This is a genomic window from Halomarina pelagica (assembly GCF_024228315.1).
Taxonomy (GTDB): domain Archaea; phylum Halobacteriota; class Halobacteria; order Halobacteriales; family Haloarculaceae; genus Halomarina; species Halomarina pelagica.
Genome location: NZ_CP100457.1, coordinates 110,449 through 129,641, shown reverse-complemented (window position 1 = coordinate 129,641; position 19,193 = coordinate 110,449). Strand labels below are relative to the sequence as shown.

Below are 19,193 nucleotides of genomic sequence, written 5' to 3'. Positions count from 1 at the left end.
ATAGATTTACGATAGCGGTATGTGGTGTATGGCTGGTCTGAAGCGGCGGTTCTTGCCGTGTTCCGGTATTGTTTTTCGGGTAAAATCGCCAGACGTCGTCTACTGCCGCGTACTCGCATACGCGGCGGTGACCAAGCTCCCATACATACCAAACGAAATGTAAGTAATGGCTGCGAACAGTTGTCTGCCAATGATATCTTCGTTCCTCGAAGCAACGGGTGGATGGGGCCCGCTCCTATCAATCCTCGGCGGGTTGCTCATGCTCGCGCCGGCTTTGGGAAAGGCGTGGAATTTTTCCCTTGCCTGCAAGTACGTTCTCAAATGCTGGCTCACGAGAACGGCGACCAATTCAATCGTCACAGACTTTTACGTCAAGACGGGCAAGCCGGGCCCTGGCGATCCCCCGGCGGCGAAAGAATCCGGGGAGGCTGTCCTCAAAGAGAGCGTTAAAAGCAACATCGCCTATAGAACCGGCGCCGTGATATTCCTAATTGGGTCAATATTAATACTCGCACCGTAGCCGTGGATTGTCCCCGACGTACGTGAAAACTGTTCAGCGTCGGGAGTCGCGTGCGTAGATCTGTCGGATACATCGGATAGGGCAGCGTCCGACGGTCGAGAGAGCCGCGCGCCGGTCGGTCGCCGCCGCGGCGCGCTCGGTCGGTCAGAACGTCACGGAACATCCCGGATGTCTCTGGATTGGACTTCAGACGTGCCGCCGAATAGCTCCGCCGGCACGATGGAAGTACTGATTCATCACTGTCGCTGCGGGGCCGCGTTCAGGGTTACACGAACTGTCCACCGCCAAGGCGTCAGTCGGACGCACGTCGTGGCTAACGAACGTGAAACAGACAGGAGACAACCGGGAGATCCAGTGCACGGCGAGCGTCGTGCGGCTGTAAAAGCGTGTGAGAGGGAAGTTACGCGGTGGTTCGCGCGTAGACTGCTCGAACGAGGAGCGTCAGGACGACCGCGACGATCACCAGATAGACGGCGTACAGGGCGTCGAATTCGAGCCCTGAGAGGCCAGGGAGCACCGTGTTCTGGATCAGGTCGACCCCGGCCATGATGAGGTAGCCGGGGATCTGCAGGAGGCGGACCGTACTGACCTGTGCGAGCAGGTGTAAGCCAGCGAGGACGGCGACGGCGAGTACCACTTTTACGCCGAAGGCGGGGAGTCGACGGGATTGAGCTGCTATGACCATATATTACTATACAACAGTATAGATACTAACCTTTCCTACGGTCCAGGACCGTCTGTATAACTGGAGTGAACGCCGACGGTGGCATAGAGAAGCCCAGCGTCTTCTCCCTCGTGCCAGTGCTGGGTATCGTAGCCCAGATGGCCGTCATCGTGGCCGCGAACGAACTGGCGGTGATCGATGGTCGTGTTCTGGTTGTTGTTCTGCCAGTTCCAGTTATAGTAGTTCCCGTAGGCCGAGGTCGAGACGTAATTTGAAAAGACGCTCATACTCTCATACTAATAGGCGCGCCACCGGTCGTATGGACGATTCAGTGTCAGATCCCCCTGATATCCATATCGGCCAAGCCTGTATCTGTTGGATAACGATGAATCTTGCTGAAGATCAGTTCTGAGAGCGCTGTGCAATAACCGTTCCATTTGTCCGTGGATCAGGAACGGGACCGTTTGCCGTCGGAGCAACCGCTCGGAGGGCCGTCGTCTCGTTAAGGTAGTAGTCAACGAGGACAACGTGATCTGAGGCGACGACCTTCCCGTCAGGTAGTTCGATCTGTAATCCAACGGCGTAATCGAGTCGGACGATGTAGCCACCATCGGCAGTCTTTGTCGCGACGGCCGTCTCGATGCTTATCTGCACCGTTTCGAGCGAGCCACTGACGTTCTGACTTTCGTTGAGCGCCTGCCGCTGTGCATGTGCGCGCTCGTAGGTTCTCGCGTACTCGACTGCGGTCTCGTTCGTGAGCGTGGATGGAAGTTGGGGATAGGGGTGGATCGTCACATTAGACGTCACGTCTACTGATCCAGATTCAGTAGGACGCTCGGTATCGGCTTCTGGCCCCGTCGAACCGATACAACCTGCTGTAACGAGCAGCACGGCTACTATCATCGTGCAGTGGACGTTAGCAAATCTCATAGTGGTGGTACTGGGTTTATAGGTATGTTAATTCCGTAGGATACAATCGGTGTTGTATCGATTATCGGTCTATCCCCTTCATACGATTTACGGCGTAATTGTTACGATCACGCGAGCGCGGTCGGTCAGCACGTCACGGAACGTCGCAAACGTCTCCGGGTCGTATTCGGCGAGCGCCGCGCGAACGGCGAGCCGGACGATCGTACTCTTATCGACGCCCGTCGGGTCCGGCGGCGTCCCGTACGCCGCTTGCACGGCGAGTCCGACGTCGGTCCGGATACTCGGGACGTCGTTGAGCGCCCGGAGGAACGCCGCGAGCTCAGGGTCACGCACGCCGATCGTATCGCCCTTCTCGCCGGCGGCAATCGCGTCGAGGTGCGTCTCTACTGCGGCCGCAAACGCCTCGTGCGGTGACTGCTCGACGGCATCGGCCTCTCCGCCGTCGTCGGCGCTCTCGGCCGACGCGGGGGCGCTGTCGGTTCGGTCGCCGACGTCGGTTTTCTCGCGGAGGTCGGGGTCGAGGCTCGCGAACGGGTCCGCGTCGTCAGGCTCGGCGTCGGGGTCGGGGTCGTCGTCTGGGGGTGACGGGTCAGAATCACTCATAGGTGTGCTCCGGAGAGGCGTTCACTGTCGCGTTCTGTTCGCCGCTGCTCGCTGGGTCGCTGACGACGTCGAAGCGTTCACAGAGGGCTCGCGCCGCGGCGCGATAGGCGTCGAGCGCCCGCTCGGCCGTCGGGGAGGGGTCGGCGAGCGCGAACGCGGTTTGCCCGTCGAGTTGTGCGTTCTAGATATCCTTCGACCGGGGGACGTGCGCCGGCGCGAGGACGTCGCCGAACTCCTCGGCGAGGGCGTCGAGAAACGCCTGGTCAGCGGTCGTCCGGACGTCGACCTCGTTCGGCAGCAGCATGGCGAGCTCGATCTCGACGCCGAGCGTCTCGTGCATCCGCGCGAAGTCGTCGCGCCTGGCCTGCCTCGAAGGCACCGGGCCGCGTCGGCGTCAGGACGTTGCCGGCGGCCCATAAGCCGTTATACGCGACGTTCGACGAGGCGCCGGGGAGGTCAATCAGAATCGCATCGTACGCGTCGGCGATGTACTCGCTCAGAAAGCGGTCGAAGCGCGAATACCGGTCGGCGGCGTCGTCATCGGCGGCGAGCTTCGCGTCGAGGCCGTCGAGCGATTCGTGCGCCGCAGGAGGTCGGGCCCTTCGCCGGTCGCAGCGATGAGCTCCTGAGCGGCAGTCGGAACTTGGTCGGCGATCTCTGACCATTCGGCCTGAAACGTCGTCGTGATATTCGGCCAGTCGCGGCCCTCGCGGACGGTCTCCCACATGCCAAACTGCTTTGCGAGGTCGCCCTGTTTGCCGGCGAGGTCGACCAGGAGGACGTCGAGGCCGCGCTCAGCGAGTGCAACGCCGATATGCGCGACGGCGGTGGTCTTGCCGACGCCGCCTTTGTCGACGAAGCTCGCGAGCCGCAGCGCGGACGGTTCTTCGTTCTGTCTCGGGGAAGAGTTGCTCCGCAGGGCGTCGTCTGCTGCCATAGTCGTGTCGTATGGGTATTGCTTCCCGTCGTTTGACACCTGTTTAACGCCCGTTCAACAGTAGTTTCGCGTGCGTTCCACAGTCTCATAAAAGTACGTCAGACAGATACTCGCGCCCTCTGATCGGTCCCGGCGCCGGGGACAATGTTGACGTGGTCAGTCTTACGGATCACGTCGAACGCCGTCAAGAAGTTGGTTGAACTGTGCTCTAATTTTACATATAGAGCGACGCCCCTTACTTACATCGTCGGTTTTTCCCTGACTTTGATCGTGCCTTCCTCAATCAGGACGAAGAGACCGGTCGTCTGATTGGTAACATGCATCTTCTCCGTGACCGATTCTCCGCCGGTCACTGATGCAGTCACCGTATACATGCCTGTCTCTGGAATGACTTCACTCCAATATCGCTTGTATCCGGAGTTTACCTCGCCACTCTCGTTGAGTGCCGGGTTCAGCGTCACCGTCTCCGAGAAGATCTGCGCCCCAGCGTGCTTGATTGTGACGCTAATTTCGTGGCGGACCCGATCTTCGTTCTGCACGAGGAGGTCGCGCGGGGCTTCGGAGACCGGAGGTAAATCAGCTGACGTGACGTTCGAGGGCGTAGAGCCGTTCGACGGCGCTGCCGGATCGGGCGTCGTCTCGTTCGACGAATTTGACTCGTTTGTGGTATCACCTGCCCGGGTGGGATTGTTCAGGCAGCCGGCGAACAACACCGAACCCGTGCCGATGAGGAGGAACTGTCTTCGGTTCATAACCCTTAATTTGCGTGTATGATGGTGTCTTTTTCGTCGAATTGCACACGAACGAATTAAAAGAGAACCTTACGGTTATCGTAGCGATTACGGACCCTGTTGACGCAGCAATACGACTGTTCACGTTCGACGACTTCGGGTAACGCGTCTTTGTAACAGGCAGAAATGCCATCGTCGAAACCGTACTTGATGGTTGCGTTGTTATATATGTCCATACCTACATCAGTATGACGAGCGTTGAAAACGTGACTGAGTTCGTGGTAGGCGACCCCTGCGGATTTTACATTTTGGAGTTCTGGCGCCATACTGTTGTAGTCTTCATAGGCACAGTCAATAATCCCACAGATATTGCTGTCGTACCCGACATTGCCGATGAATCCCACCCCGTAATGGCCTTCATCGAAATAATAGTGGTCAAGAACCACCACGGCATCTGCATAGTTCATCAACGGCGCTTTGTTGCTCTCTAACCAGTTATCTGCGTCACGAAGTCGCTTCGTGAGGCTATTCAATACAATACTTGAAACGGTGACTATAGCGTAGGAAACACATATATCCTCTTCGGATGTATCTCCTCTATGCAGTTTCAACGGCACCAGATTCGTGGGTTAATCGTTGGTCGCTCACTGGCAGTGGCCGTTCTTTTCATTCTATTAAGCGGTGTGATCAGTTTAGCAGCGGTTTATATTGGTACCATGTTTTCTTTAGGATCGTTTGTCGTGTTCCAGTCTGAGGTCGCCCAGATCGTAGCTGGTATTTTTCTTCTCGGGTTGAGTGTAATTCATGGCTACCGAAATGGGGGTTATCTCACTTGTATTGTCGTGCCTAGTATCATTGCTGGTGGAGTCCTTACCAGTGGTGGAATTGCAACCTATGGAGGCGAAGTTCCACCGCATCATATCGTAATATTTGCTCTCATTTTCGGATTCATTTTTGGCACAGTAGGATTTATACTTGGGGTCGTGCTGAGAAAGCTGTCATAACTTGCTAATAGGGCGGCTGAAATTGTAGTCCTTCACTAGTGTTCATTAGATATGAATCACAGTAAGATTAATATATTAGAGATGGTATAGGTTAGGCAGTAGTATGATGAAACCGAAATATCCTGAAACACAGGGGATTCACCGGAAGCGGTGTAAGGTAATGTCTCGACGTCGATTAATGCGGACACTCTCTGGTTTAGGCTTCAGTGGTATTACTGCGAGTTATCTTACAACCGATGATGTTAAAGCGGCGGCATCGGACGAAGTCCCTATTGTTGTGGGTTTTCATGGGGATGATCCTCATGCAAAGCGGACGCCTTTCGTCAAATATATCCCCGCAGACTGGTACAACGATTTCAGACACGCAACTGATGTTAAAGATCGAGTAGGTCACCGATTCAGCCAGAAAAATGGAGTGGTCTCTGTCGGTGTAATTCCAGGAGACGCTGGAGGTGAGAACTCAAGAATCTCGGTTCGAATTGTGGAAGATAAATACCACCGGACTGCTTCAGAGCTACCAGATCACGTGGACGGTGTGGAGGTAGTCCCCCGTAAATCAGGCGTTCCACGGCCTACTAGTTGTAGCCTTGATGATCTCCGAAACTGGACCAATACATACATCTATGGCGGCTTCTTGGTTAAAGGCGATAGTTCTGAACGTGGGTATGGCACCGTAAGTTGTACGGGATATAAAAACGGAAACAGTTACATTATAACAAGCCAGCATATCTTTAATGGTTCTGATAATGTTGGTAAGAAATTGAGAAAGGCAGATGGTACTTTGATTGGTGAGGTCCGGTACGACCGGTGTAAGGAAGACTTCGCCGCTACTGATATCACTAATGGATTCGGATATGCTCGTGCGATTTGGGACTCTGGATATAATGGAATCCGAGGGAATTTTTCCTACGACGGGCTCGGTGACCTCCGGCGAAACGGAGCCCGCCCGCAAAAAGTTGGACAGAGAACCTGCCGGACGACGACGGCAGGCATCACAGCTATTGCATCGACTGTATACACCTCTTTTTTTGGCTGTCTTCCGAAACCGTATTCTGTATGGTTAGTTGATAATAGTTCATCAAATGATTATAAACCAGGGGACAGCGGTTCGATGAGCTATTATGAATCACCGAATAACTCCTCCTACTGCTGGCTTATTAGCCTCTGTAACTATGAAGATCCTGACTCTGATGACTTCTTTGGCCTTGGATGTTACCGAATGAATGAATTCGGTTACCAATTCTAACTAGCTGGAATGTAGTGCACCTAATTGTTGGTCTAGACGGGTGTTAATGCGTTCTTGATACTCCCGTTCTTGATTCTGTTGGCAGTCTAGAATCGTCGTTCTGCATAGTGGCTCCTCTTAGATTTGTCTTGGGATTGCGTTCACAGAGTCGCCCTCTATCGAGCAAGAATCGCTAGCAGGGACGTAGACATCGACGAGTTGGGCGAGCTGGCAGCGGTTATGATCTGACGCGCGTACGCGGAAGCAATCTGATCATTGCTTCCGTCAACGATAGGATAACAAGGACATCCCATTCACTCGTCGCCGGGGGGTCGCCGCGGAAGAGCGAGCTGGGGAGCAACGGTGTCAAGATCGAGGTGCGGTCGTCGGCGCTACAGCAATCGGCAAGTGTCGCATCAAGCGATGGCCAACGGTCAGCGTGCTCCGGATGAGGACCTACGAAATCCGGTGTGAACGCCGCGAGCACGTCGCTGACGCGCTGGAGCATCCTGTCAGGGTTGCCGCCTCGTGCAATACGGAACAACGGTCACCGGTCGACCGGGAACCCGTCCGTCTCAGCGGCAGTAGAGGGTCTACTCCCGTGTCATTGATGCGCTTAGAGCCGTCCTCTCAGTCGGTGCAAGGGGAGACAATGTGATTGCGTCAAACACTCGTTTCGCGTCCGTCTTCCGGACGAGGAACAGATAGCGCTCGTCGGTCTCGCCGGCTTTCACGAGAACGAGGTCGCTCAATCGTGGCCTTTTATGATAGAAATTCGAGACTATCACGACGACTGAGGCGGGGTGTCACTGGAGATCGATACTACTATGTCAATTGATCGTAACTACTGCGATCGTACGAGGGCGTAGCAGTCACCTCTCGTACTCCCCCCACCTGTGTTACCTAAATCGAGGCGCTAAGGCCCCTTCCTCAACGACCGAGCGAAGCGAGGTCGTAGGGAGGGGATACAGCGCCGCACAGTTCTCAAACGTGTTCGGTAGCAAGCCCGCAGGCCCACGATTCGGTAGACTTAAGTTGCAACAGAGTATATACAGAGTTAATGGATCGGCACGAAATCGAGGGCTACGAAGTCCTCGACCGAGACGTTCGCCCCGTCGGAAATGGAGCGCACGTTCTCGTCCCGAAGCGATGGATCGGAGCGAACGTGAAGGTCGTCCGCGTCTCCGAACCCGACGCCGATTCAGGCGAGTAGGCCACAGTTATGCGCTACAACTACAGGTATCGGCTCAAACCGACCGACGAACTCCACGAGCGGTTAGCGTGGACCGTCGATACCTGCCGGCAGGTCTACAATCACTTCCTTCACCGGCTCAACCGAGTAGACGGAACCTCCGCCTACTCCGAACAGTCGCTCCTTCCCGACCTCAAACGCGAGTGGACCGACCTGAAGGACGTTCACTCGAAGGTCCTTCAGAAAGTCGTTCAGCGGTTGTACGACAACCTCTCGACGCTGAAGGGACGGAAGGACAACGGCTACCGCGTCGGCGAACTCAAGTGGAAAGCCCCGCAGGAATATCGCTCGATCAAGTACAGTCAAACCGGCTTCAAGCTCAACAACACGAGCGGTCGGCCTGTACTCTCTCTTTCCAAAATCGGCGATGTTCCGTTGGTCTACCACCGCGAGGTTCCCGACGACGCCACGATCAAGGAGGTCGTCGTGAAGCAGGAACCGACCGGCGAGTGGTTCGCCGTCCTCGGGATCGAAACCGAGAACGACGCACCACCGAAGCCCGAGAATCCCGAGCAGTGTGTCGGGATCGACGTGGGGATTCTGAAGTACGCCCACGACAGCGACGGAACCGCCGTCGAAGGTCCCGATCTTTCCGAGGAACGCGAGCGGTTGGAACGCGCACAGCGCGATCTCTCGCGGAAGGAACACGGTTCGGTGAACTACCGCAAGCAACAGCGCGTAGTAGCCCGCCGTCACGCCGACCTGAAGCGAAAGCACCGCGACTTCCTGCACAAGCTCTCGAACTACTACGCTCGGGAGTACGACCTCGTAGCGGTCGAAGATCTCGACGCGAAGGGTCTGATGGAACTCCCGTCGAACTCACGAAACCGCGCCGGAGCGGCGTGGGGCACGTTCCTCCGGATGCTCGAATACAAGTGCGAGCGGGAAGGAACGCACTTCGTCGCCGTCGACCCACGCGGGACGACGAAGGAGTGTTCCGAGTGTGGCGTTTCGACCGACAAACCGCTGTGGGTCCGCGAACACTCATGCCCGTCATGCGGGTTCGAAGCGGACAGGGACCTCAACGCGGCGTACAACATCCTGTCACGCGGACTCGATCAAGTAGGGGTGGTTCACCCCGATTCAATGCCTGCGGAGACTGCGCTCCCTACGGACACCCATTCGGTGTCTGCAAAGCGCGTCGTAGAAACAGGAAGCCCCGTCCTCAGCGAGGCCGTCAGGCCGAGCAGGGCGGGGTAGTTCACGCTGGCCGCTGACTGCTGGACATGATGCTGCTGCAGAGTCCCGGAATATGAGCGGTGCTGTTGTATATTATGTTGACGGGGAGGTGGTAAATGGGAGGTAGTCGTCTTCCCAGTCATGGCGCGCGGCAAGCGCCTCCTGGCCCTCCTCCGAGAGTTCGTAGTAGTTCGTTCGGCGATCGATCTGTCCCTTCTCGACGTACCCCCGATTGACGAGCGTATCGAGGTTGGGATACAATCGCCCATGGGTGATCTCACGATCTGTGTGTGCTTCGAGCTCCGTTTTGAGTTGCTGGCCCGAGGGCTGGTCAAAGCCAGCGATCACCCACAGCAAGTCGCGCTGAAATCCGGTCAGCTCAAACAGTGTCATGGTCGTCCACCGTGTACCTCACACGCATCCCATTTTGTTAATGAGAATGGTAACACCGCTTCTTGAGCGACCGCCTGGATAACCATTGCAAGAGTATCGATGTAATGCCAGAGCGTTTTTGATATTCTGGTATGCGGTACATTCCATGTCAAAAGGTTAGCGGTGAGTCATGATCGAGTGAGTTGGCGATGATGACTGGCTATCAGGACGGCTAGTGAATGCGTTGGATAGACGGGCTCGCATGAACTGGCGGCGCAGTGCTCGGCGACGTTCCTCGGAGAGGTAGTTGCGGAGGACGACCTCGGGGCTTGTGCTCCCTTGGTCGTCGGCGACCGCCTGGAGCGACTCGAGGATGGCGGCGGTCGCGCGCGTGTACGTTGCGTACCAGAACCGACGCCCCATCTTCGGCGTCGGTGCGCGGCCGTCGACGGTCACCTCGGCGCGGGTAGCGAGGGTGTCGAACCGCGACCGGAGCGTTCCCTGCGCGATGTGGCCCGTCGACGAGCGCTGCGAGGGAAAGAGGTAGCCGTTCCACTCGGGAGTGTCCTCGTCACTATCGTCGAGTTCGTCGACGCGATCGGCAAGAACGTCAAGGCCGTAGATGAGGGCGACCGTTCCGGGCCCGTTCTTGCGGTCGTCGAACGTGAGATGCGGGTCATCGGGATCGAGCGTTACCTGGGAGACAGAGAGGGCCGTCAATTCGGCGGGCCGCAATCCCCACGCGGCGAGGCCGACGATGACGAGTCGCTCCTCAGTGGTTTCGGCCGCCTGATACAGGGCACGAACGTCTGCGGCCGTAAGCGTGGGGTTGTCCGGTTCCGAGCGTTCCCAGCCGAACTCCTCGCTGGCGTTCGCGAGGGGATTGTAGGCGGCGTGGCCTCGGTTCTGCAGGTGGCGGTAGAACCGCTGGACGTCCCCGAGGTACTCAAGCCGGGAGGCGTCGGTCCCGAGGGCAGTGCCGACGGCATCCATCGCGGCGAGCACCCGCTGGATCTCCGCGGGCCGCGCACTCGTGTCGCCCAGCTGCTCGAGCAGACGTGCGTGCCCGTGGACGTCACGGTACGCCCGGACGTACTTCGCGAGGTGCGACCGAACGGTTCGAACACGTGACTCGGTCCGACCCTGGCGGTGGCGGAGTCGGTCGAGGAAGCTCGCCAGTGCCTGCTGCGTTGCCTCATCTTCCGTGGGCCATACAAACCCCTGCTGGTCGTCCGGGATGCCGACGACGTCGACGAAGAACTCCTTCACTGTGAGGTCGTGGTGCTCGCGCAGCGCGTACTGAATCCCGCCGAAGCCGTGTTCGACGAGCCACTGGTACGACGGACGCTCTGTCTCGGGATTGAATCCGTCGGCCTCCCGGTCGGGTGCGATATCCCGCCAGTAGAGATACTGGAGATCCGCCAGCGACTGCTGGCTCCAGCGGTACTCCCCCGTCATTGACCCCCGTCAGTTCCGCTGTAATCCCGCCGGAGAAGCCTGCTCGCTCTCTTCTGGGGTGATTCTGTGTCGTCGGTTTTCACGGGTGAGGGTTATTCTGATGTTCTATTAATACTTTTGTTGGGTGAGTTGTGGGGGCTGGCACAACATACTACATAGCCATTTCCAACGAAAGAGTAGAGATTCATTATAAACTATATGGCGCTATACTAACCTCTCGAACAGCGAGGTCCACAGTTTCGGAGGATGCGCTATTTTCGCGTGTTTACGGGACTTATCGTGAATTGAATGGCCCACATTGGTGGGGTATCAATTAACACACTTGGAGATATGCCATCGAATGCGCGAAAACAGTCTAAAATTCGACCTCTCACAAAGTGTTGCCACTCACGATAGGCGATCTGAGTCGGCGTTAAGCGCTAGTCAGGTGGGATAAGTGCCGAGCAAACCAACTCGACACACTCACCAGCCGTCAGAATCGGGGCATAGTCCATCTCTCCGCCGACACCTGCCTTCAACAGGAAATCAGTGAACCGCCAGATGTTGTGCAGCAACACCGCGAACACGAAGTAGAACGCCTTACGCGGTAATCCTTGGAAGACGTCTTCGCCAGAAAGTCGTTCTTGATACTCTTATACTCGTTCTCGATCTGCCAGCGGCGGCTGTACCGACGAGTGAACGTCTCAACCTCGTCTGGCTCGACTGAGAGATTCGTCGCAAAGACCGCTGTTCCTTCCCCTTTCGTTGAGGGAACGTACAGAAACTGCATCGCGTGCGACCCATGATCGACATGGACAGTCGCCGATTCAACGGCGACCTCCTGTCCATTCTCGTCCATCGTCTCGATAGCCTCCCGCTCGTCACTGTGGATGCGTTTCGGGATGAGATAGTTCACATCGAGGTTCGAGAGCGTCTAGTACACCGCTTTCGCGTCAAACTCTCGGTCGCACAGTACCATCTCAATCGGTACGTGCTCCTGTGCGCGTCGAACGAGTCGTCGAACTACACGATGAATCCGGTTTGGCGGGTTCTCGTCCCACGGGGAACTCTCACGGACGGGCTCGACAGCCAGAATGAGAGGGATATTCCACCCGACAATCGAAAGAGTCGAAAATTTGAATGCTTTTCCCTCGCCGTCTTTCGTCCCACTGACCATCGGCATTCCCTCCACGTTACCGAAGTAGCGAATAGTCGTGATGTCAATCGCTACGGTGACTGGACGGCGAAACGCGGACTCCGATTGGATCACCGAGAGGAGTCGTTCTGTCGCCTGCTGAAATCCTTCAAGTAATCTCTCCGAGTCAAATTGTTTGACTGCGCGGAGGTGCGTGTCTCCGTGGGGACTGTATTCTTTTCCTCGACGGAATTTGAACCGAGCCGCGCCTTGCGGAGTGCCACAACCGACCATTCCAATGAACGTCTGAAGCTCGAAGAATCGCGTATCTTCGTACGTCGCGTTGTGAGCTCTCCGGGAGTCGAACGGACCGAATCCATGCTTACGAGCGAGGCGCGTGGTTCGGAAAATCTCTTTTTCAGAGAACTCGCTAGTCGCTTCAGGCGCTTCAGAACCACTCTCGGGCGATCTTCTGACTTCCTCCAGTGGTCGGACTTCTGGAACAGCGAGGTCCTCGTTGTAGACCTCCCTGACTAAGAGGTGAGCGCTGGCGGTGATGTATCCTCGAACATCGTCATCGAAGCGGTTGCGCCATGCCCGCGAGAGAACTGATTCATCAGGAATTCGTTCGAGATCGAATACGTCGGCGAGTTCCGGGTGACGTGTGAGCGACCGATAACTGTCGCCCGTAACTTCCCGATAGAAGAAGAGCTTGAGCATCCCGTGAAACGAGTACGACGCGGGATGCCATGCTGGATACCTGTCCTCAAGTGTCTCGATTTGAAGTCTGAGATCGGTGAATGCGGTACAGAGATCCGTTCCTTCACGAAGGTGTTTGCAGAGTTCGAGAGCAGCGACGAATGCGTCAGTCAACCGTTGGCCCCGGGATACCATTCTAATGAGATAATCGTAATCGAGGACGCCCAGAAGCCTTGAGCAGCTACTCGTGACCCGCAACCGGCAGGGGTTCGTACGGTTCTTCGAGATACTCGAGGTCCGAATCCGACAGGTCGATATCCAGCGCCTCGACGGCGTCTTCTAGGTGCTCGACGCTGGTCGTTCCCACGATTGGCGCGTCCACAGCGTCCTGATGGAGCAGCCATGCCAGCGAAATCTGGGCCATCTTCACGCCCTTTTCCTCAGCCAGTTCCTCGACTCGTTCGTTGACTTTCGGACCGCCACCGGCCCGATACTCTTGGTGGCGTTCGGTCAATTCTTCGCCACGCGTCGTCGCCGTCATCTCCTCGTGCGGACGAGTGAGGTAGCCCTGCGCCAGCGGACTCCACGGAATCACACCGATATCTTCCTTCTCACAGAGCGAGTGCATCTCGCGTTCCTCCTCGCGGTAGGTGAGGTTGTAGTGGTCCTGCATCGTCACGAACCGTTCGAGACCAAGCCTGTCGCTCGTGTAGAGCGCCTCCGCAAACTGATACGCGTACATCGACGACGCGCCGATGTAACGGGTCTGGCCACGGCGGACTGCGTCGTCGAGAGCGCGCAACGTCTGTTCAATGGGGGTGTTGTAGTCCCAGCGGTGGATTTGGTAGAGATCCACCGTCTCCATGCCGAGGCGGTCGAGGGAGTTCTGAAGTTCCTGTTCGATGGCTTTCCGTGAGAGACCCGACGCGTTCGGATGGGGTTCGTCCTCGCCCGAGAAGAAGTTCGTCGGGAAGTAGCCTTTCGTGGCGACGACCTGTTCGTCGCGGTCGTAATCGTCGAGGACGGTTCCGAGAATTCGCTCGGATTCGCCCATCGAGTACGCGTTCGCCGTATCGAAGAAGTTGATCCCGAGGTCGATTGCCCGCTCGATGATTTCCCGTGAGTCGTCCTCGTCGAGAATCCAGTCGTGCATGTCGTTCTGGACGCCGAAGCTCATGCAGCCGAGGCAGATCCGGCTGACCTCCATCCCGGTCGAACCGAGTGTCGTGTATTCCATGGTCGATCTCGTTTGAAATGAAGAACGTGAGTCGCTTACCTTCGACGCTATTTAGAAAGCGCGTTTATGTATCCACGCGTGTCGAGCGTGGCGGTGAGGAGCTGACGCTCCCCCCGACGGAGCAAATCGGACATAGACGGCTGCGAGATACCGAGCTCGTCAGCGAGTTCCTCGGTGGTGACCTGGCGGGGGCGTTCATAGTAGCCGCGCGAGAGGGCGAGTGTCAGCGCTTCGTGTTGGCGCTCGGTCAACCCGTACGGCGAATCATCCTCGAAGGACGTCGAGTCGTGCGTCAAGGAGAGGATTTCGACGTCGATGTTGTTCTCCTCGCAGGTTGTCTGGAACTCGGACATCGCGGTGTAGTCCTTGAATAGCTTCTCCTCGAACCACCCCTCAGGCGTGACGAGTATCGAGTCCATGAGCGCACCGTCGGTGCTCCCGTCGAACGCCCCCGCGACCGTCTCGTCGAGTTCGACAGTGAGCTTGAGAATCGCCTTCCCGCTTGACTCGCCGAGCAGCGTCGCCTCGACGACCTCGTCCAGCATCGAGAGGTCGTCCTCGGAGACATCCTCCTCGGCGTCGATTTGGACGATGAACAGTTGCAGATTCGGTTGGAGATTGAGTCCCTGTATGCACTCGATCTCGTCCGAGCGCGTGTATTTGGCGATACTCACGAGCGGGAGCACCGGTGAGCTGAGGTGTTGTTGGGCGGTGATGGCCATATTCTGGGGTTAGGTTCTCGGTGGAGTTAAGCGACGACACGCGACGTATCGTCAATCAGCGTTTCAGTGGACACGAGTCGAAGCCGACTCCCGTACGCTACGGGCAGTTAGATGTCGTATTCGACATCGCTCAGTTGCTTCACCATCTCCGGGTCGCGGTGACTGAAGAACTGACTCTCGTCCTCGTCGAGTTCTCCAATCGCGTCCATATCCTCGGAGCTGAGTTCGAAGTCGAAGACGTCGAAGTTCTCCGTGATGCGCTCTTCGTGGACGGATTTCGGGATTGCGACGATATCACGCTGTATCAGCCAGCGGAGCACGACCTGGGCGGGCGTCTTTCCGTACTGCTCGCCGATGTCGGTGAGAGCGTCGTGCTGGAAAATGTCGTTCTTCCCTTCGGCGAACGGCCCCCAGGACTCGTGTTGGACGTCGTGTTCGTCGAGGAAATCGGCGTCCTCGCGGCGCTGGTAGAAGGGGTGGGTTTCGATTTGGTTCACTGCTGGCGTGACGTCGTTGTGGGCGATCAGGTCCATCACGCGGTCGGGGTGGAAGTTACTGACACCAATCGCCCGGACGGCCCCCTCGTCGTAGAGGTCTTCCATCGCCCGCCACGAACCGTGGACGTCGCCGAAGGGCTGGTGGATCAAGTATAAGTCGAGGTGATCGAGCCCGAGTCGTTCCAGCGAGCGCTCGAACGCATCTTTCGTGTTCTCGTAGCCGGCGTCCTGAATCCAGAGTTTCGTCGTGACGAAGACATCCTCTCGCGGGACGTCGCTCTTCTCGATGGCGTCGCCGACAGCCGCCTCGTTTTCGTAGGCCGCTGCGGTATCGATGAGCCGATACCCGGTGTCGAGCGCTTCGGAGACGCTGCGCTCGCATATGTCGAGGTCATCTATCTGGTACGTGCCGAAGCCCAGAATGGGCATCTCCACGCCGTTATTGAGGGTGACAGTGTACATCGTTTATGGGGTCAGGTTCTGTGTCGAGTTCGGTCGCAGCGCTATTCGTCTTCGCCGTACCAGTAGGAGGCGGTCACTCCACCGTCCATCAGAAAGTCGCTGCCGGTGATGAACACCCCATCCGGGCCCATGAGAAGAGCGGCGACGTTCGCCACCTCGTCCGGTGTGCCAGCGCGACCAGCCGTAGACGTCTCGATCATACGTCGATACCCTTCGCCACGGGGCCCGTCGAGTTCGTCTCTGGCGAGAGGGGTCATGATAATCCCTGGGCTGATCGAGTTGATCCGCGCGTCACGCTCGCCCCAACGAACCGCTTCCGCCATCACGCGTTGGGTGTTCCCCCGCTTCGAGAGCTGGTAGGCATGAAGCGTATCCGTTATCTCGACGGGTTGGAGGAAGGGGAGATCGAGGAGTTCCTCGACGGGTGTCGTGGCCAACGCCTCGTTCTGTTCGACGGTGAGCGGCGGGAGGCGGTGTCCGGACTGCGACGCGATGACTACACCGGTTCCTCCGGAGGCGATGACATCGCCGAACGTTTCGAGCACGAGCGCTGTGCCGTACAGGTCCACGTCGAAAATCCTCTCTACTGACGCCTGTGAGGGGGAGACACCGGCGGCGTGGACGAGCCCGGTTACGTCGCCGAGATCCGTGGCCTCTTCGGCAAGCGCTTCCACGGATTCACGTTCGGACACGTCAACCGTCGAAACGCTCACTTCGTAGCCGGTGTCTCTCATCACTTCTGCCGCGGCTTCAGCGTTCTCACGGCGTAGGTCTGCCAGGAGGACATGTTTGCCTGTACCGACGCGCCGCGCGATAGCTTGGCCGATCTGTCCGGCACCGATAACGACGAGTACGTCTGTCATCGCGCTTCCATCACGAGTGACGCCGGGTTCGTGGTCGGGGAACGGTTCGTTGTGATTCTTCCGCACTCGTTCACTGTGTGCATATCTGGTTTCTCGTTCGTGGTTCGTCGCTCGTCACCCGCTTCGGGTATGCCGTCCCGGTCGGTCAGTCGAGGACCGTCGGGTCGGCTCCCGCAGGCTGTGCGATGAAGGAGATGTGGCTAAAGGGGGCTTCGGAACCCTCTTTGTTCCCGTGCCAGTGCTCCTCGTCCGGGTCGAAGACGATGAGGTCGCCATGACTGACCGTGCGTTCTTCATCACGCGTCGCAACAATCCCCTCCCCGTGGGTGACGTAGAGGACCTGCACGCCGTCGTGGGTATGCCACTTCGTTCGCTCACCGGCACGGAACGTCACTTCGGACGCGCTCACGCTGTTGCCGTCGAACTCGCTCGAAACGCCTTCGGTGAAGAGTACTGCTGACTCCTGCACCGGGTGTTCCAATACTTCCGTCTCGGCTGACGCGATGTTTTTCACATCCATGTTCTTTCTTCGACCGTAACTTGGTCCCCGTGTCGCTTGGGAGTGATGCTATTTTCAAAGCCTGTTTAAGTACCATGTATGATGTAGACGCTTCGTGACAGGGTCGGTTTTGACGTTCTACTGGTCAATTTTCACTAGGACCTTGATTGCCTCACGCTCGTCCATCGCCTCGTATCCCTCTGGAACACCGTCGAGATCAACGGTCTTCGTGAATATTGGCGACGGATCAAGGGTTCCTTGGAGAACATCGTCCATGAGTTCCTCGGCGTACGCCCGGACAGGCGCGGGGCCACCGGTGAGCGAGGCGTTGCTGAAGAACAGCGGCTGGAGGAACGTCGGGTCTTCGACGTGTGGCACACCGACGTATCCAATGTTACCGCCGGGGCGAACAACGCCGGCTGCGGTCTCCAGTGAGGACTCCGCGCCGACACATTCGAGAACGTGATTTGCACCACCGTACGTGAGTTCTTGAACTTCCTCGATTGCTTCCTCGCCTCGACTGGAAACGACTTCTGTCGCGCCGAGTTCCGTGGCGAGTTCGAGACGATCCTCGTGATGGCCGACCGCGATAATGCGTTCCGCGCCGAGGCGTTTCGCGGCGAGGACCGCACAGAGCCCGACCGCGCCGTCACCGATGACGACAGCTGTGTCGCCGGGCTCCACGTCCGCACAGACCGCGGCGTGATGACCTGTTCCCATGACGTCCGTGAGCGGGAGGAGTGCTTCGAGCGCGTCCTCGTCGTCGGCGTACCGGTCAGGGACGCGGACGAGCGTGCCATCGGCCTGCGGTGCGCGGATCTTTTCACCCTGCGCGCCGCGGCCCTCGCCGCCCCAGAAGCCGCCGTTCACGCATGATGTATGAATTCCCTTGCGACAGAACTCGCATTCGCCACAGCTGATAGCGAACGGAGCGAACACGCGATCTCCCGGTTCGACCGACCGAACGTCGTCCCCGACTTCCTCGACGATACCCATCGGTTCGTGGCCGACCGGAGCGCCCTCTTCCTCCTCTTCTTCACCGCGGTAGAACCAGAGGTCTGACCCACAAACGGCTGTGTGGGTGATGCGAACGATCGCGTCCGTCTGTTCTTCGATTTCTGGTTCGGGTGTGTCTTCGATACGAATGTCGCCCGGTCCTCGGTAGACTGCTGCTTTCATGGGTAGTGTACAGTATACTGTGAGGCCGCGTACCGGATGTGCTTGATGCTATTTTGAAAGGGCGTTTAAGTGCGTCTCCGTATTGAGCGCGGATGTGAGGAGCTGCCGTTCGCCACGGCGAAGGAGGCTTGACAGAGAGGGCTGTGAGATGTCTAATTCTTCGGCGAGGTCCCCTGCTGTCACTTGGCGGGGGCTCTCGTAGTAGCCACGGGAGATAGCGAGAGTGAGAGCCTCTCGTTGTCGGTCAGTCAGTCCATCTTGTGACGAGTTGTCAGCTGTAGACGGATCGGGGGTAATGGAGACGAGATCGAGAGAAATACCGTGGCTCTCGCAGCTCCTCCGGAATTCGTTGAAACTCTCATACTCTTTGAAAACCTTCGTTTCGTACCATCCCTCTGTAGTGATGGTCGTTGGTTCGAGCTGTGCACCTTCGAAGTCGGGGGCGAATGCCCGCGATACTGATTCCTTTAGCTCGACAGTGAGCCTGAAGACCGCCTTATCACCTGTTTCTCCTAACGAATCTACCTCCACGACTTCGTCAAGAGGCAGGAGGTCTTCTTTGGAGACACCGTCATCAAGATCGAATTGAACTGTGAATATCTGAACATCTGGCTGCAAACAAAGTGCGTGAATGCACTCTAATTCGTTGGGTTGTAGCGTATTCGTGATACTGACGAGGGGGAGCGATGGAGACCGAAGGACGAACTCAGTAGTAATGGTCATGTATAGGTCCACGCTGTTTGGACGGTTAATCTTCTGGGTCTGCTCAGAACGAGTAGAAGGGGTGGCTTGATAACTCGTTCAATGGCGGTTTTTATTCACCGTCGCATGTATAGTATAAAGGCACGCATCAAAATCATCCTCCGAGGTTGTGCGAGGTCCACAGTTTCGGAGGATGGGCCAGTTCTTGGTTGAATCGCCGTCGACTTGTGGTTCTTCTCACCGATCACGCATCGACTTTGAATCCTTATGGTCGTAGTTATCGGGCGAGCGTAAGAAATTGCGTAGATTTTGGCGCTGCTGAATAGCGTTTCCACTCCCGAACA

22 protein-coding genes and 1 pseudogene are annotated in these 19,193 nt (G+C 57.3%); 7 read left to right on the top strand and 16 right to left on the bottom strand.

Annotated features, from left to right (window positions below; genetic code table 11):
- Positions 1–166 precede the first annotated feature (166 nt).
- Positions 167–520 carry a hypothetical protein gene (locus NKI68_RS22550; RefSeq protein ID WP_254547252.1) on the top strand — a complete coding sequence of 118 codons (354 nt, stop codon included), beginning with the start codon at positions 167–169 and terminating at the stop codon, positions 518–520.
- 400 nt (positions 521–920) lie between these two features.
- Here the strand turns inward: NKI68_RS22550 and NKI68_RS22545 are convergent, their stop codons facing one another.
- Positions 921–1,205: a hypothetical protein gene (locus NKI68_RS22545; RefSeq protein WP_254547251.1), complete on the bottom strand. Its 285-nt coding sequence runs from the start codon at positions 1,203–1,205 to the stop codon at positions 921–923.
- Between the two features lie 65 nt (positions 1,206–1,270).
- On the opposite strand from NKI68_RS22545, the gene NKI68_RS22540 reads away from it, so the two are divergent.
- Positions 1,271–1,459 (top strand): hypothetical protein, encoded by a 189-nt coding sequence (locus NKI68_RS22540; RefSeq protein WP_254547250.1) that lies wholly within the window; start codon positions 1,271–1,273, stop codon positions 1,457–1,459.
- A 127-nt stretch (positions 1,460–1,586) separates the two neighbouring features.
- Here the strand turns inward: NKI68_RS22540 and NKI68_RS22535 are convergent, their stop codons facing one another.
- The 5 genes from NKI68_RS22535 to NKI68_RS22515 all read right to left on the bottom strand — a co-directional run bounded on the left by NKI68_RS22535 (position 1,587) and on the right by NKI68_RS22515 (position 4,406).
- Positions 1,587–2,087: a hypothetical protein gene (locus NKI68_RS22535; protein WP_254547249.1), complete on the bottom strand. Its 501-nt coding sequence runs from the start codon at positions 2,085–2,087 to the stop codon at positions 1,587–1,589.
- 114 nt (positions 2,088–2,201) lie between these two features.
- Positions 2,202–2,717, bottom strand: coding sequence for a DUF8115 family protein (locus NKI68_RS22530; RefSeq protein ID WP_254547248.1), 516 nt, complete (start codon positions 2,715–2,717; stop codon positions 2,202–2,204).
- A gap of 181 nt (positions 2,718–2,898) precedes the next feature.
- Positions 2,899–3,096 carry a ParA family protein gene (locus tag NKI68_RS22525; protein WP_254547247.1) on the bottom strand — a complete coding sequence of 66 codons (198 nt, stop codon included), beginning with the start codon at positions 3,094–3,096 and terminating at the stop codon, positions 2,899–2,901.
- Between the two features lie 117 nt (positions 3,097–3,213).
- Positions 3,214–3,654: a ParA family protein gene (locus NKI68_RS22520; RefSeq protein WP_254547246.1), complete on the bottom strand. Its 441-nt coding sequence runs from the start codon at positions 3,652–3,654 to the stop codon at positions 3,214–3,216.
- Between the two features lie 239 nt (positions 3,655–3,893).
- Positions 3,894–4,406 (bottom strand): Ig-like domain-containing protein, encoded by a 513-nt coding sequence (locus NKI68_RS22515; RefSeq protein WP_254547245.1) that lies wholly within the window; start codon positions 4,404–4,406, stop codon positions 3,894–3,896.
- A 227-nt stretch (positions 4,407–4,633) separates the two neighbouring features.
- On the opposite strand from NKI68_RS22515, the gene NKI68_RS22510 reads away from it, so the two are divergent.
- The 5 genes from NKI68_RS22510 (at position 4,634) to NKI68_RS22490 (ending at position 9,066) form a co-directional block, all read left to right on the top strand.
- Complete coding sequence (locus tag NKI68_RS22510; protein ID WP_254547244.1) at positions 4,634–4,876, top strand: hypothetical protein; 243 nt, start codon at positions 4,634–4,636, stop codon at positions 4,874–4,876.
- A 108-nt stretch (positions 4,877–4,984) separates the two neighbouring features.
- Entirely contained in the window at positions 4,985–5,389 is a 405-nt protein-coding gene (locus NKI68_RS22505) for a hypothetical protein (protein WP_254547243.1), read from the top strand.
- A 103-nt stretch (positions 5,390–5,492) separates the two neighbouring features.
- Positions 5,493–6,635 (top strand): hypothetical protein, encoded by a 1,143-nt coding sequence (locus NKI68_RS22500; protein WP_254547242.1) that lies wholly within the window; start codon positions 5,493–5,495, stop codon positions 6,633–6,635.
- Positions 6,636–7,674: 1,039 nt separating this feature from the next.
- On the top strand, positions 7,675–7,827 hold the full coding sequence (locus tag NKI68_RS22495) for a DUF2080 family transposase-associated protein (protein ID WP_254547241.1): 153 nt from the start codon (positions 7,675–7,677) through the stop codon (positions 7,825–7,827).
- Positions 7,828–7,836: 9 nt separating this feature from the next.
- The gene (locus NKI68_RS22490; RefSeq protein ID WP_254547240.1) at positions 7,837–9,066 is read left to right on the top strand and encodes an RNA-guided endonuclease InsQ/TnpB family protein; all 1,230 of its coding nucleotides are present in this window, start codon (positions 7,837–7,839) and stop codon (positions 9,064–9,066) included.
- Between the two features lie 72 nt (positions 9,067–9,138).
- On the opposite strand, the gene NKI68_RS22485 is transcribed toward NKI68_RS22490, so the two are convergent.
- The 10 genes and pseudogenes from NKI68_RS22485 to NKI68_RS22440 all read right to left on the bottom strand — a co-directional run bounded on the left by NKI68_RS22485 (position 9,139) and on the right by NKI68_RS22440 (position 18,870).
- Complete coding sequence (locus NKI68_RS22485; RefSeq protein ID WP_438267826.1) at positions 9,139–9,438, bottom strand: PadR family transcriptional regulator; 300 nt, start codon at positions 9,436–9,438, stop codon at positions 9,139–9,141.
- Positions 9,439–9,594: 156 nt separating this feature from the next.
- Complete coding sequence (locus tag NKI68_RS22480; RefSeq protein ID WP_254547239.1) at positions 9,595–10,875, bottom strand: site-specific integrase; 1,281 nt, start codon at positions 10,873–10,875, stop codon at positions 9,595–9,597.
- 419 nt (positions 10,876–11,294) lie between these two features.
- Positions 11,295–12,883 (bottom strand): annotated as a pseudogene (locus NKI68_RS22475) (transposase).
- Between the two features lie 46 nt (positions 12,884–12,929).
- Entirely contained in the window at positions 12,930–13,925 is a 996-nt protein-coding gene (locus NKI68_RS22470) for an aldo/keto reductase (protein ID WP_254547238.1), read from the bottom strand.
- A 47-nt stretch (positions 13,926–13,972) separates the two neighbouring features.
- The gene (locus NKI68_RS22465; protein ID WP_254547237.1) at positions 13,973–14,647 is read right to left on the bottom strand and encodes a helix-turn-helix domain-containing protein; all 675 of its coding nucleotides are present in this window, start codon (positions 14,645–14,647) and stop codon (positions 13,973–13,975) included.
- 107 nt (positions 14,648–14,754) lie between these two features.
- Positions 14,755–15,606, bottom strand: coding sequence for an aldo/keto reductase (locus NKI68_RS22460; RefSeq protein ID WP_254547236.1), 852 nt, complete (start codon positions 15,604–15,606; stop codon positions 14,755–14,757).
- Positions 15,607–15,647: 41 nt separating this feature from the next.
- Complete coding sequence (locus NKI68_RS22455; RefSeq protein ID WP_254547235.1) at positions 15,648–16,469, bottom strand: SDR family oxidoreductase; 822 nt, start codon at positions 16,467–16,469, stop codon at positions 15,648–15,650.
- A gap of 145 nt (positions 16,470–16,614) precedes the next feature.
- A complete protein-coding gene (locus tag NKI68_RS22450) occupies positions 16,615–16,989 on the bottom strand; it encodes a cupin domain-containing protein (RefSeq protein ID WP_254547234.1) in 375 nt (124 codons plus the stop codon).
- Between the two features lie 117 nt (positions 16,990–17,106).
- Positions 17,107–18,147 (bottom strand): zinc-dependent alcohol dehydrogenase family protein, encoded by a 1,041-nt coding sequence (locus NKI68_RS22445; RefSeq protein ID WP_254547233.1) that lies wholly within the window; start codon positions 18,145–18,147, stop codon positions 17,107–17,109.
- Positions 18,148–18,195: 48 nt separating this feature from the next.
- Positions 18,196–18,870 (bottom strand): helix-turn-helix domain-containing protein, encoded by a 675-nt coding sequence (locus NKI68_RS22440; RefSeq protein WP_254547232.1) that lies wholly within the window; start codon positions 18,868–18,870, stop codon positions 18,196–18,198.
- Positions 18,871–19,193 lie beyond the last annotated feature (323 nt).